17 protein-coding genes are annotated in these 14722 nt (G+C 62.5%); 11 read left to right on the top strand and 6 right to left on the bottom strand.

The window, feature by feature from the left end; genetic code table 11:
• Positions 1-18 precede the first annotated feature (18 nt).
• Genes ACFSAG_RS10695 through ACFSAG_RS10705 form a run of 3 tightly spaced genes read left to right on the top strand, consistent with a single transcriptional unit; the run spans position 19 to position 1114 of the window.
• Complete coding sequence (locus ACFSAG_RS10695; protein ID WP_069310772.1) at positions 19-432, top strand: MerR family transcriptional regulator; 414 nt, start codon at positions 19-21, stop codon at positions 430-432.
• Positions 429-779 (top strand): DUF3147 family protein, encoded by a 351-nt coding sequence (locus ACFSAG_RS10700; RefSeq protein WP_069310773.1) that lies wholly within the window; start codon positions 429-431, stop codon positions 777-779. Before ACFSAG_RS10695 ends, ACFSAG_RS10700 begins: the two co-directional genes overlap by 4 nt.
• A complete protein-coding gene (locus tag ACFSAG_RS10705; protein WP_069310774.1) occupies positions 776-1114 on the top strand; it encodes a YnfA family protein in 339 nt (112 codons plus the stop codon). The genes ACFSAG_RS10700 and ACFSAG_RS10705 overlap by 4 nt, the downstream gene beginning before the upstream one ends.
• Before the next feature lie 490 nt (positions 1115-1604).
• Here ACFSAG_RS10705 and cueR read toward each other — a convergent pair whose 3' ends face one another.
• Both cueR and ACFSAG_RS10715 read right to left on the bottom strand, forming a co-directional pair.
• The gene (cueR, locus tag ACFSAG_RS10710) at positions 1605-1991 is read right to left on the bottom strand and encodes a Cu(I)-responsive transcriptional regulator (protein WP_069310776.1); all 387 of its coding nucleotides are present in this window, start codon (positions 1989-1991) and stop codon (positions 1605-1607) included.
• A complete protein-coding gene (locus ACFSAG_RS10715) occupies positions 1988-4351 on the bottom strand; it encodes a heavy metal translocating P-type ATPase (protein WP_381514573.1) in 2364 nt (787 codons plus the stop codon). Before ACFSAG_RS10715 ends, cueR begins: the two co-directional genes overlap by 4 nt.
• Before the next feature lie 122 nt (positions 4352-4473).
• On the opposite strand from ACFSAG_RS10715, the gene ACFSAG_RS10720 reads away from it, so the two are divergent.
• The 3 genes from ACFSAG_RS10720 to ACFSAG_RS10730 all read left to right on the top strand — a co-directional run bounded on the left by ACFSAG_RS10720 (position 4474) and on the right by ACFSAG_RS10730 (position 7226).
• Positions 4474-4869 carry a hypothetical protein gene (locus ACFSAG_RS10720; protein ID WP_381514576.1) on the top strand — a complete coding sequence of 132 codons (396 nt, stop codon included), beginning with the start codon at positions 4474-4476 and terminating at the stop codon, positions 4867-4869.
• 30 nt (positions 4870-4899) lie between these two features.
• A complete protein-coding gene (locus ACFSAG_RS10725) occupies positions 4900-5136 on the top strand; it encodes a hypothetical protein (protein WP_123155243.1) in 237 nt (78 codons plus the stop codon).
• Between the two features lie 95 nt (positions 5137-5231).
• The gene (locus ACFSAG_RS10730) at positions 5232-7226 is read left to right on the top strand and encodes a copper resistance system multicopper oxidase (protein WP_381514580.1); all 1995 of its coding nucleotides are present in this window, start codon (positions 5232-5234) and stop codon (positions 7224-7226) included.
• Between the two features lie 28 nt (positions 7227-7254).
• Here ACFSAG_RS10730 and ACFSAG_RS10735 read toward each other — a convergent pair whose 3' ends face one another.
• The 4 genes from ACFSAG_RS10735 to ACFSAG_RS10750 are packed head-to-tail and all read right to left on the bottom strand — an operon-like array spanning position 7255 to position 10137.
• Positions 7255-7647, bottom strand: a complete 393-nt coding sequence (locus ACFSAG_RS10735; RefSeq protein ID WP_169495422.1) for a PaaI family thioesterase — start codon at positions 7645-7647, stop codon at positions 7255-7257.
• Positions 7644-8501 (bottom strand): alpha/beta fold hydrolase, encoded by an 858-nt coding sequence (locus ACFSAG_RS10740; RefSeq protein ID WP_169495423.1) that lies wholly within the window; start codon positions 8499-8501, stop codon positions 7644-7646. The genes ACFSAG_RS10735 and ACFSAG_RS10740 overlap by 4 nt, the downstream gene beginning before the upstream one ends.
• A gap of 10 nt (positions 8502-8511) precedes the next feature.
• Entirely contained in the window at positions 8512-8838 is a 327-nt protein-coding gene (locus ACFSAG_RS10745) for a 2Fe-2S iron-sulfur cluster-binding protein (RefSeq protein WP_100868275.1), read from the bottom strand.
• Between the two features lie 33 nt (positions 8839-8871).
• Complete coding sequence (locus ACFSAG_RS10750) at positions 8872-10137, bottom strand: cytochrome P450 (RefSeq protein WP_169495424.1); 1266 nt, start codon at positions 10135-10137, stop codon at positions 8872-8874.
• A gap of 210 nt (positions 10138-10347) precedes the next feature.
• On the opposite strand from ACFSAG_RS10750, the gene ACFSAG_RS10755 reads away from it, so the two are divergent.
• From ACFSAG_RS10755 to ACFSAG_RS10775, 5 genes are read left to right on the top strand one after another with little or no spacing between them, the layout of a single operon-like run.
• Positions 10348-11115: a FadR/GntR family transcriptional regulator gene (locus ACFSAG_RS10755; protein WP_206069778.1), complete on the top strand. Its 768-nt coding sequence runs from the start codon at positions 10348-10350 to the stop codon at positions 11113-11115.
• Between the two features lie 22 nt (positions 11116-11137).
• Positions 11138-12277: an NAD(P)H-dependent flavin oxidoreductase gene (locus tag ACFSAG_RS10760; RefSeq protein ID WP_169495426.1), complete on the top strand. Its 1140-nt coding sequence runs from the start codon at positions 11138-11140 to the stop codon at positions 12275-12277.
• Between the two features lie 15 nt (positions 12278-12292).
• Positions 12293-13090: a ubiquinone biosynthesis protein COQ4 gene (locus tag ACFSAG_RS10765; RefSeq protein ID WP_240960231.1), complete on the top strand. Its 798-nt coding sequence runs from the start codon at positions 12293-12295 to the stop codon at positions 13088-13090.
• Positions 13087-14259: a thiolase C-terminal domain-containing protein gene (locus ACFSAG_RS10770; RefSeq protein ID WP_169495427.1), complete on the top strand. Its 1173-nt coding sequence runs from the start codon at positions 13087-13089 to the stop codon at positions 14257-14259. Before ACFSAG_RS10765 ends, ACFSAG_RS10770 begins: the two co-directional genes overlap by 4 nt.
• Positions 14259-14708, top strand: a complete 450-nt coding sequence (locus ACFSAG_RS10775; RefSeq protein ID WP_206379278.1) for a Zn-ribbon domain-containing OB-fold protein — start codon at positions 14259-14261, stop codon at positions 14706-14708. Before ACFSAG_RS10770 ends, ACFSAG_RS10775 begins: the two co-directional genes overlap by 1 nt.
• The last annotated feature ends 14 nt before the right edge of the window (positions 14709-14722 follow it).

The following is a 14722-nucleotide window of genomic DNA, read 5'->3' on the forward strand; positions in this document are numbered from 1 at the left end:
CAACTACAGGGTCAAGCGATGAAAATCGGCGAACTGTCCAGGGCGACCGGCACCAACATCGAGACGATCCGCTATTACGAGCGGATCGGTCTGCTGCCCGAACCGGCGCGGACCGCGGGAAATTACCGCTCCTATGGCGAAGCACATCGCACGCGGCTCGCCTTCGTCCGTCATTCACGTGAGCTTGGCTTCACCATCGAGGAAGTGCGCTCGCTGCTCGATCTCGCCGACCATCCCGAGCGCGAGTGTTCCGAAGCCGACCGGATCGCCACCCGCCATCTGGCGCAGGTCGAAGAAAAGATCGGCCAGCTCGTTACCCTGCGCGACGAACTATCGCGCATTATCGGTCGCTGCCGGGGCGGACTGGCCGCCGATTGCCGCGTGATCGAGGCGCTGGGGGATCACACCATGTGCAACGGAGACCACGAATGATTTATCTGGTCGTCAAAACCGCAATCTCGGCGATCATCATTGTCGTGGTTTCCGAAGTGGCGCGCCGGAGCGCCGGACTTGGCGCCTTGCTGGCATCGCTCCCCCTCGTCGCGTTGCTCAGCATGATCTGGCTCTGGCGAGACACCGGCGACACCGCGCGCATGGCCAGCTATTCGCAAGCCACATTCTGGTACGTTCTTCCGAGCCTGCCGATGTTCCTGCTGATCCCGGTTCTGCTCAAGCGAGGCTTCGCGTTCTGGCCCGCACTCGCGGCCGGCTGTGTCCTCACCATCGTCCTGTATATCGGCATGGCGGCACTACTCGCCCGCTGGGATATCCGGCTGTGACAGCGCCTCTCTCAACAATTGCTTGGTACGTTCTCGCGGCAATCGCCGAGATCGCGGGTTGCTTTGCCTTCTGGGCAGTCCTTCGGCTCGAGCGATCGCCAATCTGGCTGGCCGGCGGCGTCCTGTCGCTGATCGTCTTTGCCTACGCCCTGACCAGGGTAGAAGCGGAAGCCGCCGGGCGAGCATTTGCCGCCTATGGCGGCGTCTACATCGTCGCGTCGCTGGTCTGGCTCAAGGTTGTCGAGGGTATTGCACCCGACCGCTGGGATATTCTGGGCGGGCTGATCTGCCTTGCCGGGGCGGGATTGATCCTGTGGGGACCAGGTCGCGGATGACATGAGCGCCGCAACCGATCAGTGCTTAACGCTCTGTTGCACTGCTTCGATCGGCAGGCCTACCACCTTCCATGCTGGAAAGGGCATTCTGGCGGAACAGAATGACGGTCACCTGTTTACCTCGCACTACATATTTTCATTGGTTTCAGCCGCAACAGCGCCGAGACGGGGTCAGCAGCAAATGGCCGAGTTTTATGGCTGCTGCCGGATGGCCGAATCTCTACGGAATGGGAGAAGGCTGAATACAGAAACCTCTAACCCATTCCTGCAGCGGAATTCCAACCCATCCGCGCCCTGGCCGTCTTCCGGAGCACCACGCTGCCGATACCAGTCAGTGCCAGTACGACGGTCAGGACGTCGGCCTGGGTCAGCCTCTCGGAACAGCAACAGAGGATGCCGCCAGGGAAACGCCAACTCTGTTCGAATCGGATATTTTTCAAAGGGAGAAAGAAGCAAATGAACCCGCCTCCCTTGACTGCTTGAACGTCCTTCACGTTGCCAAACCATCGATGATCGGACAATCTGGACGGTTGTCACCGTGGCACTGGCGGGCGAGATCCAGGAGGGTGCGCCGCATGCTTTCGAGCGCCTTTGCCTTGCGCCCCAATTCGTCCGCCTGGGCGAGTGCCAAGGCCTTGACCTCGCTGCTGGCCCGCTCACGATCAGACCATAGGGCAAGCAAAGTCGTGATCTCCTCCGTGCCGAACCCGAGATCGCGGGCATTGGCAATGAAGCGCAGGCGATGAACATCGGCATCGGAATAATCGCGATACCCACTCCCGCGGCGCGGTGGCGCGGGGATCAGGCCGATCTTTTCATAGTGCCGGATCATCCGCTGCGAGACGCCGCTTGCCTGCGAGGCTGCACCAATGTTCACAGCTTCACCCGATTGAGACGCAGTGCGTTGGCGACAACGCTGACCGAGGACAAGGCCATCGCCGCCGCAGCGATCATAGGCGAAAGCAGGATGCCGAAGAACGGATAGAGCAGCCCTGCCGCGACCGGAACGCCGGCCGCATTATAAATGAAAGCGAAAAACAGATTCTGGCGGATGTTGGACATCGTCGCCTCGCTGAGCTGGCGGGCGCGAACGATGCCGACAAGATCGCCCTTCAGCAGCGTCATCCCCGCGCTTTCCATGGCGACATCGGTGCCGTGCCCCATTGCTATGCCGACGTCCGCCGCCGCAAGCGCGGGCGCATCGTTCACTCCATCGCCGGCCATGGCGACGACGCGGCCTTCCTGCTTCAGCCGCGCGACGACATCGGCTTTCTGATCGGGCAGGACGTCGGCTTCAACGGCATCGATCCCGAGCCGGCGCGCGACGGCGGTGGCTGTCGTGCGGTTGTCACCGGTCAACATCACCACGCGAATGCCATCTGCGCGCAAGGCAGCCAGTGCTTCCGGCGTTGTTGGCTTGATCGGATCGGCAATGGCGAATACGCCTGCCACCTGCTGGTCCAGCCCCATAAAGATGGCCGTTGCACCATCCTCGCGAAGTGCATCGGCTTCGGCAGCAAGAGGCGCGGTATCGATCCCCGATTCCGTCAGGAAGCGCGCGTTGCCTAACGTGATGCGCTTGTTCTCAACCACACCAACGGCGCCCTTGCCGGTCGGGGAATCGAAACCGCTGACGGGAGGGATTTCGATGGACCGGCTGATCGCCGCATCGACGATCGCCAACGCCAGCGGGTGTTCCGACGCCCGCTCCACGCCGGCCGCCAGCCGCAGCAATTCCGCTTCCTCAAGCCCTGCCGCTGCGATGATCCGGGTGACGGCGGGCTTGCCTTCGGTCAGCGTGCCGGTCTTGTCGACCACCAGCGTGTCGACCTTTTCCATATGCTCCAGCGCCTCGGCATTCTTGATCAGCACGCCAAGTCCCGCGCCGCGCCCAACGCCCACCATGATCGACATCGGCGTGGCAAGGCCCAGCGCGCAGGGGCAGGCGATGATCAGCACGGATACCGCCGCAATCAGCCCGTGGGCAAAGCGCGGCTCTGGCCCCCAGATGCCCCAGAGTGCGAAGGCAAGAATGGCAATGCCGATAACCAGCGGCACGAACCAGCCGGAAACCTGATCCGCCATGCGCTGGATCGGCGCGCGTGAACGTTGCGCTTCAGCAACCATCTGCACGATGCGGGACAGCATGGTGTCCCGTCCGACCTTGTCTGCGCGGATTATCAGGGCACCGCTCTGGTTCATGGTGCCGCCGATCACCGTGTCGTCAACCGACTTCGTAACCGGCATGGATTCGCCCGTGACCATGGATTCGTCGAGCGCCGAACGGCCGTCTTCGACTACGCCGTCAACCGGAACCTTTTCGCCTGGCCGCACCCGCAGCCGATCACCCACCGCGACATCTTCCAGCGGAACTTCCGCCTCGCTGCCGTCAACAGCGATGCGCCGCGCAGTTTTCGGTGCCAGATTGAGCAACGCCTTGATCGCACCCGAAGTGCGCTCGCGGGCGCGCAATTCCAGCACCTGGCCCAACAGTACCAGCACGGTGATGACCGCTGCTGCCTCGAAATAGACCGCCACCGTCCCGTCGGCGGCGCGGAAGGCATCAGGAAAGATACCCGGCGCCACTGCCGCGACCACACTGTAGAGCCAGGCCACGCCGGTTCCCATGGCGATCAGCGTGAACATGTTGAGATTGCGCGTTTTGAGCGAGGCCCAGCCACGCTGGAAAAAGGGCCATCCCGCCCACAAGACAACTGGTGTGGCCAGCGCAAACTGGATCCATATCGACGCCTTCATCGGTATCAGATGATGCAACGCCGGGAACAGATGCCCGCCCATTTCCAGAACGAGCACAGGCAGGGAGAGCGCAAGACCGATCCAGAAGCGCCGGGTCATGTCGATCAGTTCGGCGCTTGGCCCTTCATCGGCCGTAACCATCGCCGGTTCGAGCGCCATGCCACAGATCGGGCACGCCCCCGGGTGATCCTGCCGGACTTCCGGATGCATCGGGCAAGTCCAGATCGTGCCCGGCTGATCTTGTGCGATCGGGGCGGCAGCCTTGTTCAGATAACGCTGCGGGTCGGCGACGAATTTCTCGCGGCACCCGGCGCTGCAGAAATGGTAGTCGCTGCCCGCGTGCGATGCGTGATGCGCGGTCTTTTGTGGATCTACAGACATGCCGCAAACCGGGTCGATAACCTGTCCGACGAAATGGTCGCCGTGATCGCCGCAACAACCATGGCTTCCCGCACGCGTGCTATGTTTCGACTCGGCCATCACGGTCTCCTTCCATTGGAGATCCATGGTGCACCTTGACACTATGTCAGAGTCAATAAGCACTTGACCCTGACATAGTGTCAAGTGCGATAGTAGCGACGACTCGAAGGATACGAACCAGAGTGAACCTGAGACCAATCAACGTCCGGCTAAACAAATCTGCCCTCCACGAGGAGAGCGGGCGGGCGGTGCGATTGATCCTTGCTCTGCTCGTTATCCTGGCCTTGTCCGTCATGCCCGTCTCGATGGCGGACCGGACGACGGCTGCCCATGCGGCCACTGCCACACCGATGGCCATGGATGATTGCACCGGCCATCACGAGACGGCACCCGACAAGCATCACAGCGGCACGCAAGACTGCGCGATGGCCTGCGCGGTGGTTGAGCCAGTGGCGCCTCAGCTGGCAGTGGCGACAAATCCGGTTCGATCTGCCCTGTCGCCTCAGCCATCCCCTCGTTTGAACGGGATAGCGCCAGAGGCCACTAGCCCGCCTCCACGTCTGTTTCCGGAAATTTGAAAGCTTTTCAAATCTTCTGGAGAATGAACGATGATCACACTTTTGAGCGCAGTCGCAATGGCGGCTGCAGCACCTGTGGCAGCGCAGCCCACAACGCCTGACCATGCCGGCCACAATGCTCCTCAGACCGAGCAGAGGGGCAAGGGATGCTGTTGCTGCAAGGACAAGACGGGCGGCGATACGCAGGCCAACGGGAAAAAGATGGAGTGCTGCGAGAACAAGCAGCACGATGCGGCTCCGGCAGAGCATTCGCAGCACAACCATTAGGAACCAACCGGGCGGATGGCATCTCGCTGTCCGCCCGGATTCCAGTTTATTTTTTTGGGTTTCTTCCAGACAGGAAAACCCCGGGACATATGGATATGACAGCACTTATAGAACGCCGCTCGTTCCTGCGCGCCGGCGCTGCGGGCCTTGTCGGCTTCGGCATGAGCGGGCTTTTTCCCGCCTGGGCGCAAACCGGTTCGGCGGGCCTCGCACCCAGCTCCCCCACGCTCGCCGGCGACGATATTCACCTCAGGATCGCCAACAGCACCTTCACGGTTGGCGGGCGCACCGGTCATGCCGTCACCATGAACGGCGTCCTGCCCGCACCGCTTATCCGGCTGCGCGAAGGGCAAAATGTCCGCCTCCACGTTGAAAACACGCTGGATGAGGACAGCTCGATCCACTGGCACGGGCTGATCGTCCCGTTTCAGATGGACGGAGTTCCTGGTGTGAGCTTCCCCGGCATCAAGCCGCGCACCACGTTCACCTATGAATTTCCGATCGTCCAGAGTGGCACCTACTGGTACCACAGCCACTCAGGGCTGCAGGAGCAGCAGGGGCATTATGGGCCGATCGTTATCGATCCGGCTGAGCCCGATCCGGTTGCCTATGACCGAGAGCATGTCATCGTGCTCAGTGACTGGACATTCCTCCATCCGCACCACCTCGTCACCAAGCTCAAGGCGGAGGGCGGCTACTTCAATCGCCAGAAGCAGACCCTGCTGGGCATGATCGAGGGCGGGCCGGAGGAGAAAATGTCGGCCTCCGACAGGGCCATGTGGGGCCGGATGCGAATGGACCCGACCGACATCGCCGATGTGACGGCTGCCACCTACACCTATCTCGTCAACGGCCACGGACCGCGGGAGAACTGGACCGGTCTGTTCCGGCCCGGCGAGCGGGTGCGGCTGCGCTTCATTAACGCGGCGACCATGACGATCTTCAACATCCGCATTCCCGGCCTGCCGATGACAGTGGTCAGCGCCGACGGACTGAATGTCCGGCCCGTGACGGTGGACGAGTTCCAGATCGGCAATGCCGAGACCTATGACGTCATTATCCAGCCAGCCGAGGACAAAGCGTTCACGCTCGTTGCGGAATCGATCGACCGTTCCGGCATGGCGCGCGCCACGTTCGCGCCGCGCTTGGGCATGGAAGCACCCGTTCCACCGCTTCGCCCGCGCCCCACGCTCACCATGAAGGATATGGGCATGGGCGGCATGGACCATGGTTCAATGGCGGGAATGGACCATGGCGCCATGGCCGCCGGGGCCAGCGCGGCAGCAGCAGATCACGGCAGTTCCCATTCGATGGGCGGCATGAACATGCGCGACAAATCGAAGGTGCCCGACAGCGTCAAGGTCGGCGTCGGCGTGGACGCCATCGCCATGTCTCCGGTCGACCGCACCGGTGACCCGGGCGTCGGGCTGGAAGACGTCGGCCACAAGGTGCTGACCTACCGAGACCTGATGTCGCTCACGCCCAATCCAGACACGCGCCCGCCGCAGCGCACGATCGAGGTTCACCTTACCGGCAACATGGAGCGCTTCATGTGGTCGTTCGACGGCGAAAAGTTCAGCGAAGGCGTCGAGCCGATCCGTTTCGAACGCAACGAACGCGCGCGTGTGGTGCTCATCAACGATACGATGATGACTCACCCCATCCATTTGCACGGCCATTTCTTCGAGGTGGTGAACGGCCATACCGGCAGTTATCCGCGCAAACACACTGTCAATGTCCTGCCAGGCGGCAAGGTCAGCTTCGACCTGACGGCGGATGCGCCCGGTGACTGGGCGTTTCACTGCCATCTGCTGCTCCACATGCACGCGGGGATGTTCCGTGTCGTCACCGTCCGTCCGCTCGAGGGAGAAGCGGCAGGCCTTGCTGAACGTCGCGCGGCCGGGGGAGACCGGCGGGTTTGGACCTTGCACCCCTTGCCGAAAGCAATCGAAATCCTCCCCTCGGTGCGTAAGGCCGCCGATCGACTATATCTGGAATTGCTCCGCAACGTCCCCCTTGAGGACATCGACCAAATGCGCTCCACGCTCTCCAGGATGGTAGCCAATATCAGTGGTCTAGACCCGGACTGAAGTCGGTTTGGGCTGGCAACAATGCCCGTTACATATTGTAGGCCCCGCGACCGCTGGCGACCAGCGTCCCGGCCTCGTCGTGAATGCGCACGTCGGCAACGCTTAGCGATTTCCCGGCCTTGATCAGCCGCCCTTCGGCATGAAGCGTCTGGCGGCTCGCTGCCCGATGGTAATCGACCCTCAGGTCGGCTGTGGATTTGCACATGTTTCCTGAGGCCAGGACTGCATAGAATCCCGTCAGATCGATCAACGAGGCGAGAATTCCACCGTGCATCGACGGGAGCGTGGGGTTGGAGATCATCTCGTCCCGCCATGGCATTTCGATCAGGATGTGCTCTGCGTCAGCTTCGACCATCCGCAAGTTCAGCCAGCGGTGAAACGGCGCGACCAGCAGGGCGCGGTTGAGCTCTTCCAGCGTCATGCAATCGTCTCCGGTTCGGACTGGCTTTCGAGGAATTCGATGATGGCCCTGCTGAACACGTCGTTGTCGTCGCCGACAACCATATGTCCAGCGCCCGAGACGTCGGTGAAGCGCGCGCCAGGCACCATCGCGCAGAACCGCTTCGCAGCCTCCATGGAAATCAGGTCGCTCGATCCGCCCCGCACCAGGTGGACCGGTAGCGAGAGGACGCTTGCCGCCGCCTGGGCTTGGGCATAGTCCTGTTCGCGCCGCCCGGTCATCCCGCTCAGAAAGCCGGGATCCCAATGCCAACGATAACGCTGGTCCGGGTCGAGACGGAGATAGCTCTTCAGGCCCTCGCTGGCGCCGCGCTTCTCGCGGTTCGGCATATAGTCCGCGATCGCCTCTGCGGCTTCGTCGTATGACGCGAAGCCGCGCTCCACATGGGCGTTCATGAAGCCGACAATTCGTGAAACACCCTCCGGGTCCATATCCGGAGTGACATCGACCAGCGTCAGCGACGCAAAGCTACCCGGTCGCACCGCCCCTTCCGCCACCAGCGCCGCCAATCCGCCAAGCGATGCGCCGATGACATGCGGCCGCTGGTTCAGCTTGTCGCAGACCGCGAGGATATCCTTGCCGAAATCGGCAAAGCGGTATCTACCGGGGGTGGCCCAGCCACTCTCGCCATGACCGCGCATGTCGATCGCCACCGAGCGATAGCCGTGCTCCGCCAATTGCTGCATCGTCTTGCGCCAGGTGCGCCGGGTTTGCCCTCCGCCATGCGCCAGTAATACGGACGGCCGACCATGACCATCGCCGACAAGGCTTGCCGCGATGGAGATGCCGCCGCTTCCGTCAAACGTCATGTGCATGGCGTCTTGCTCAGTGCTGAAGCTCGGGCAGATGCAGCACCAGCCCATCGAGTTCGGGGACCATCGGAATCTGGCACGCGAGGCGGCTGGTTTCTGTCGTTCCCTCGGCAAACTGGATCAGATCGCTCTCCATGCCGCCTTCTTCCGGCGGCCCGACCCGATCCATCCAGGCCTGATCGACATGGACATGGCACGTGGCGCAGGCACAGACCCCGCCGCAATCGCCATCGATCCCCGGTACACTGTTGAACAGGGCGGCTTCACGGGCGCTGAGGCCCTCGTCTATTTCAACCGACCGACGTGTGCCGTCGGCGGAAACAAAAGTTACGTTGATCATATGGAAGTTCCGTATTTGTAACGAGCCAAGCCTTCAGTGCGCGTGAAGTTTCACCGGCAGCCGGGTAATCCCGCGCACCAGATTGGACAGCAGCCGCTCCGGCTCGCCAACAACTTCGACGAAGCGAAAGCGCTTGAGGATCTCTTCCCAGATGATCCGCAGTTGCAATTCGGCCAGACGGTTGCCCATGCAGCGGTGGATGCCGAACCCGAAGGAGAGGTGGTGGCGCGGATTTTCGCGATCGATGATGAATTGGTCGGCCCGGTCGATCACGGTTTCGTCGCGGTTGCCCGAGAGATACCACATCACCACCTTGTCGCCTTTCCTGATCTGCTTTCCGCCAATTTCGGCGTCTTCCAGCGCGGTACGGCGCATGTGCGTCAGCGGGGTCTGCCAGCGGATGATCTCGGGAATCATGCTGGAAACGAGCGCCGGATTGTCCCGCAATTTCTGATATTCGCCCGGGTTCTGGTTGAGCGCCAGGACCCCGCCACTGATCGAATTGCGGGTGGTGTCGTTGCCGCCGACAATCAGCAGCAGCAGGTTGCCGAGAAATTCGAGGAACGGCATGTCGCGGGTTGCGGGCGAATGCGCCATCATCGAGATCAGGTCATTGCCGCCGGGCTTGTCGATCCGTTCGTCCCACAGGCCCTTGAAATACATCGCACACTGGATGAGTTCCTCGCGGCGCTGTTCGAACGATTCGACGATGCCGGTTTCCGGTGACGCGGTGGTGACGTCCGACCAGCGGGTCAGCTTGGCGCGCTCGTCCCAGGGGAAATCGAAGATCGTCGCAAGCGTCATGGTGGTAAGTTCGACCGACACCAGCTTTACCCAGTCGATCTCCTCGCCGACCGGCAGCGAATCGAGGATCGCGCCCGCCCGTTCGCGGATGATCGGCTCAAGCAGAAGCAGGTTCGATGGTGCAACCACCGGGCTTACCGCCTTGCGCTGCTGGTCGTGCTTGGGCTGATCCATCGCGATGAACATTTCGAGCTCGAGCGCGCCCTCGACGCTGTGCATGTCCTGGACCGAAATCCCACCGAGCTTGGCTTCCGACGAGAAGACCTTGTGGTTGGTGTCGACCGCTATGATGTCGTTGAACTTGGTCACCGACCAATAGGGCCCGAACCGGCTTTCTGCACAGTAGTGGACCGGATCCTCGCGCCGAAGCCGGGTGAAATATTCCCCCACGGTGTCATTCTGGAAGAGGTAGGGATTGGCGACATTGATCTCGTGCAGCGGGATCGAATCGACGGAAGCGTAGAGGACTTTTTCCTGAGTTGCCGAAGTTGCCATGGAACAGACCTTTCTCAATGGCGTCACCTAGGGCCGAAAGGGCCATTCTGTCAATAAAGATTATCAGCTTTAATCCGCCAACTCGGGGAGGTGCCAGGTCGGGATCGCTTACGATTACCGAAATGCCGAGTTTTCGACAGGTTTCAGGGCGCCAACGTTTTTCCGCAGGAGATGCTAGACACGGTGATCGATTAATGCTTATACGTTTTTATGGCTTCTGTTCCACATCGATCTCCGGACGACAACGCGGTGCCCGCAGGCAAGGCAAAGCGCGCCTTGCAGGTCGCGCAGGCCATCGTGTCCGATATCCAGCTCAACGCCCGTGAGGCCGGAGACCGCCTCCCGCAAGAGGAGGATATGCTGGCGCGTTACGAAGTCGCGCGCGCAACCTTGCGCGAGGCGCTCAGGTTTCTTGAGCTGCAGGGGGTGATCCAGTTGCAACTGGGCCGCGGCGGCGGACCGGTTGTGTCGCGGCCGCAGACGCGCGATTTTGCCAGCTCTCTGTCGCTCATCCTGCAATTCATGGATACCGATCTGCGGGCCCTGCTCGAACTGCGCGAAGCGATCGCGCCCGATATGGCGGCCAAGGCTGCGGCGCGGGCGACCAACGCAGATCTCGCCGCATTGAGCGATTGCTACGCCCAACTCGAACGCGACCGCGAAACCGCTGGGTTCGAGGAAACCAACCGGCGCTTTCACGATTTGCTGGGCTGGGCCAGCGGCAACCCGACCTTCGGATTGCTTACATCGGCACTGCATTTGCTGACCCGCGATCTTGCCATGGAATTGGGTTATTCCGCGCAGGAACGGGCCGGCCAATTGCGCTGCCTCGCGCGGGTACTGAACGCGGTGCGCCTGCGCGATGCCGATGGTGCACGCCGACACATGGAGCGGCTGGTCAAGGGATCGTCCGAATATCTCGCGGCTCGCAGCCCCGAGCTCGTTACGCAAAAGGTCAGATGGGGAGACCCAGGCTAGGCCGGCACTTCTGGAGAGGACGATGGCACTGAACAGCCGAATTTGCGGGATGCTCAAGATCGAGCATCCGATCCTGCTGGCCGGTATGGGCGGCGCGAGCGTGCCCCGGCTGGCCGCTGCGGTTTCCAACGCCGGTGGGCTAGGTGTGCTGGGCGCGGCGGCATGCTCGCCCGAACGCTTGCGCAGCTGGATTCGCGAGACCCGCGCGCTAACCGACAAGCCGTTCGGGGTCGATACCTTACTGCCCGCTTCTGTCCGCCGGGGCAAGGCACCTGAAACCGGGGCGGCTCCTACGGATCCGATGGCGGTGTTCGGCGAGTATCAACAATTCGCCCGCGATTTCATGGCACGTGAAGGACTGGGCGAAGTCGATTCCGCTGCGGCGATGCGCGCCGCCGCCGGGGCGGAAAGCGAAGGTGGTCCGCCGCTGTTCTCGAAGGAGTTCTTCGAAGCGCAGATGGAGGTGGTGATCGAGGAAAAGGTGCCCGTCTATGCGGCCGGACTGGGCAATCCCGGACCGTGGATGGATCGCCTGCACGCCAACGGCACGATCGTGATGGCGGTGGTGGGCAAGGTCAAACACGCCTTGCAGGTGGTAGAGTCCGGGATCGATATGATCGTCGCCCAGGGTCACGATGGCGGCGGCCACAATTCGCCGATCGGGACGATTTCGCTGATTCCCCAGGTGGTCGACGCCGTGGGGGACCGGGTCCCGGTGCTGGGTGCCGGCGGCATCAGCGACGGGCGCGGAGTGGCAGCGGTCTTCATGCTCGGTGCCGAGGGTGCCTGGGTGGGAACGGCCTTCCTCGCGACCGAAGAAGCCGGAATCGAGGATTTCCAGAAGCAAGCCATTGCCGAGGGCGGTGACGGCGACACGGTGGTCAGTCGCTCGATCACCGGCAAGCCAGCCCGGATGATCGCCAACAAATGGGCCAGTGCATGGATCGAAGCGGGCAAGGAGCCGCTGCCCATGCCTTACCAGTCGATGATTGCTGGCCCGGTCATGGCGGCGGCGATCCGCGACAAGCGGATGGATGTGCTTCCCGGGTTTGCGGGACAGGGCATCGGTTTGATCAAGTCGGTTCGCCCCGCCGCCGCGGTGATGCGCGATCTGGTGGCCGACGCCGAAAAGGCCTTGGCCGGAGCCAAGCGATTTGGGTGAGGAAGCCGCATCGAAATGGCAAGCGAGGCGAAGATGAAGGGACAGGAACTGAAGCGCCGCATCCGCCCAGGAGAAGCGCTCTCGGCGGTAAAGGTTCTACTCCGCGACAAGGAAGATACCGCACAGGTATTCAGGATTGTCGAGGCCTTGGCTGGAAACAGCTATTATCGCCATTTCAGGCGGTTTGCGGGATCCGAAGGCGGGAGGCGCATCCTGGCCAGCCGGAGCAATCTGCTCGATCGCCTGCGCGACCGCGAACGGTTGGCGCGCTGCCCGAAGGGGAGCCTGGGACAGCAATATCTGGCCTTTGTCTATGGCGAAGGCCTGAGCGCTGAAGGGCTGGTTGAGGCGAGCGAGGAGGGTGGTGTCCGGACCTTTGTCGATCCCGATGTCGCCCTGTTCCGCAACCGGATGAGGGATTCGCACGATCTCTATCACGTTGTCACCGGTTACGGGCGAGATGGGCTGGGCGAAATTTGCGTGCTGACCTTTGGCAACGCCCAGTTCCACAACCACGGCATCGGCTTTCTGCTGCTGCTCGGACTGCTCAAATCAAGACGTGAGCATCCCGGATTACCGGTACTGGGCCCGATGATCGAGGCTTGGCGGCGCGGGCGTGCGGCCAAGAACTTTCCCGAAATACAGTGGGAAGAACTGCTGGATCGTCCGCTCGAAGAGGTTCGCGCGTCGCTCAGTTTGGCTCCCGCGCCGCGATACAGAAGGGCCGAACCCGAGTCCAAACGGATCGAGGTCGAATTCCAGGTCCGCCGCGAACTCGCCATGCAACGACAAAGAGACCTGGAACCGGCATGACCTTTTCCGACAAGACAGCTATCACCGGGGTTGGCGAGACTGATTTCGTCAAGGGCACTGAACGCACCGCCGTCGACATGATGCTGGAGGCTGCGCGCAAGGCGATTGCCGATGCCGGGCTCAAGCCTTCGGACATCGACGGCATGGTGCCGCCGCCGATCTATACCACCAGCGAGGAGCTGGCCGCCAATCTCGGGATCGACGTGCTGCGCTATGCGGCGACGGTGCACATGGGCGGCGCCAGCCCGACCACCGCGCTGCAGAACGCCGCGATGGCGATATCCGCCGGGCTGTGCGATCACGTGCTGGTCACGCTGGGTTGGAACGGCTTTTCGGCGCTGCGGCCCAAACCGGGCGCGCCGCCGACCCGGTCGATGAACATGAACACCCTGACAAACACCATCCAGGGGTACTACATTCCTTACGGCGTATTCCTGCCGGTGCAGATGTACGCCTGGCTGGCGATGCGGCATTCGCAGCTTTATGGGGTGGGGCCGGAAGCAACCGCCGCCATCGCCCTGGCTTGCCGCAAGCACGCCCAGCTCAATCCCAAGGCGTTCACCTACGGGAAGCCGCTGGACCGTGAGACCTATCATGCGGCGCGGTGGATTTCGGAACCGTTCCGGCTTTACGATTGCTGTCTCGAAACCGACGGGGCCTGTGCGGTGGTGGTCTCACGGCTCGATCGCGCGCGCGACCTGCGGCACGTTCCGGTGACGATCGCGGGCGCTGCCGAAGGCCATCCTTATCCCGCCGATGATATTCCGTCCCGGCCCGATCCGTTCAAGATCGGCCTGTCCTATGCCGCGCCCAAGGCTTTCGAGATGGCCGGGGTGTCGCGTAGCAACATGGATTTCCTCCAGGTCTACGATTGCTTTACCTACGTGGTGCTGCTCCAGCTTGAGGCGATGGGCTATTGCGAGCCGGGCGGCGCGCTCGATTTCGTCAAGGATGGCCAGATCGAGCTTGGCGGGAACTTTCCGCTCAACACGCACGGCGGCCTGCTCAGCGAAGCCCACGTCTGGGGGCTCAACCACGTGGTCGAAGCGGTGCGCCAGCTGCGGCACGACTGCGGCGAGCGGCAGGTCGAAGGGGCGCAGACCGGGCTGGTCACCGGCTGGGGCGATCTGGGTGACGGCAGTGTTGCCATCTTGCGGAGGTTTGGCTGATGGACGAAGATCTTTCTCCCAAGGCGCGCGCCGCGGCCGCCGCTGCGCCGGCCAAGCCGCGGCCTCGCCCGCAAGACCCGGTCGAGCAGGAATTCTGGAAGCGGTGCCAGGATGGGCACCTCTACTTCCAGAAATGCGGGGGTTGCGGTTCGTGGCGGCACTTGCCGCGCTACATGTGCGCGCGTTGCGGCTCGCCTGACTTTGCGTGGGAACAAAGCTCGGGCAAGGGCACGGTGTTTTCGTGGACCGTGGTGCATCAGGCGCTGCACCCCGCCTTCGCGGCGGACATTCCCTATGTCGCCGCAGTGGTCGAGCTCGACGAGGGGGTCCGCATGGCCACGCGGCTGATCGATTGCCCGATCGACGCTGTCCGGCTCGACCTGCCGGTGGCACTCGCGTTCGAAACCATCGGGGAAGACTTTCGCTTGCCCGTCTTCCGGCCGGCCTGAAAGGACGCTGTGCA

It is taken from the genome of Sphingorhabdus buctiana (genome assembly GCF_042680825.1).
GTDB classification, from domain to species: Bacteria; Pseudomonadota; Alphaproteobacteria; order Sphingomonadales; family Sphingomonadaceae; genus Sphingorhabdus_B; species Sphingorhabdus_B buctiana.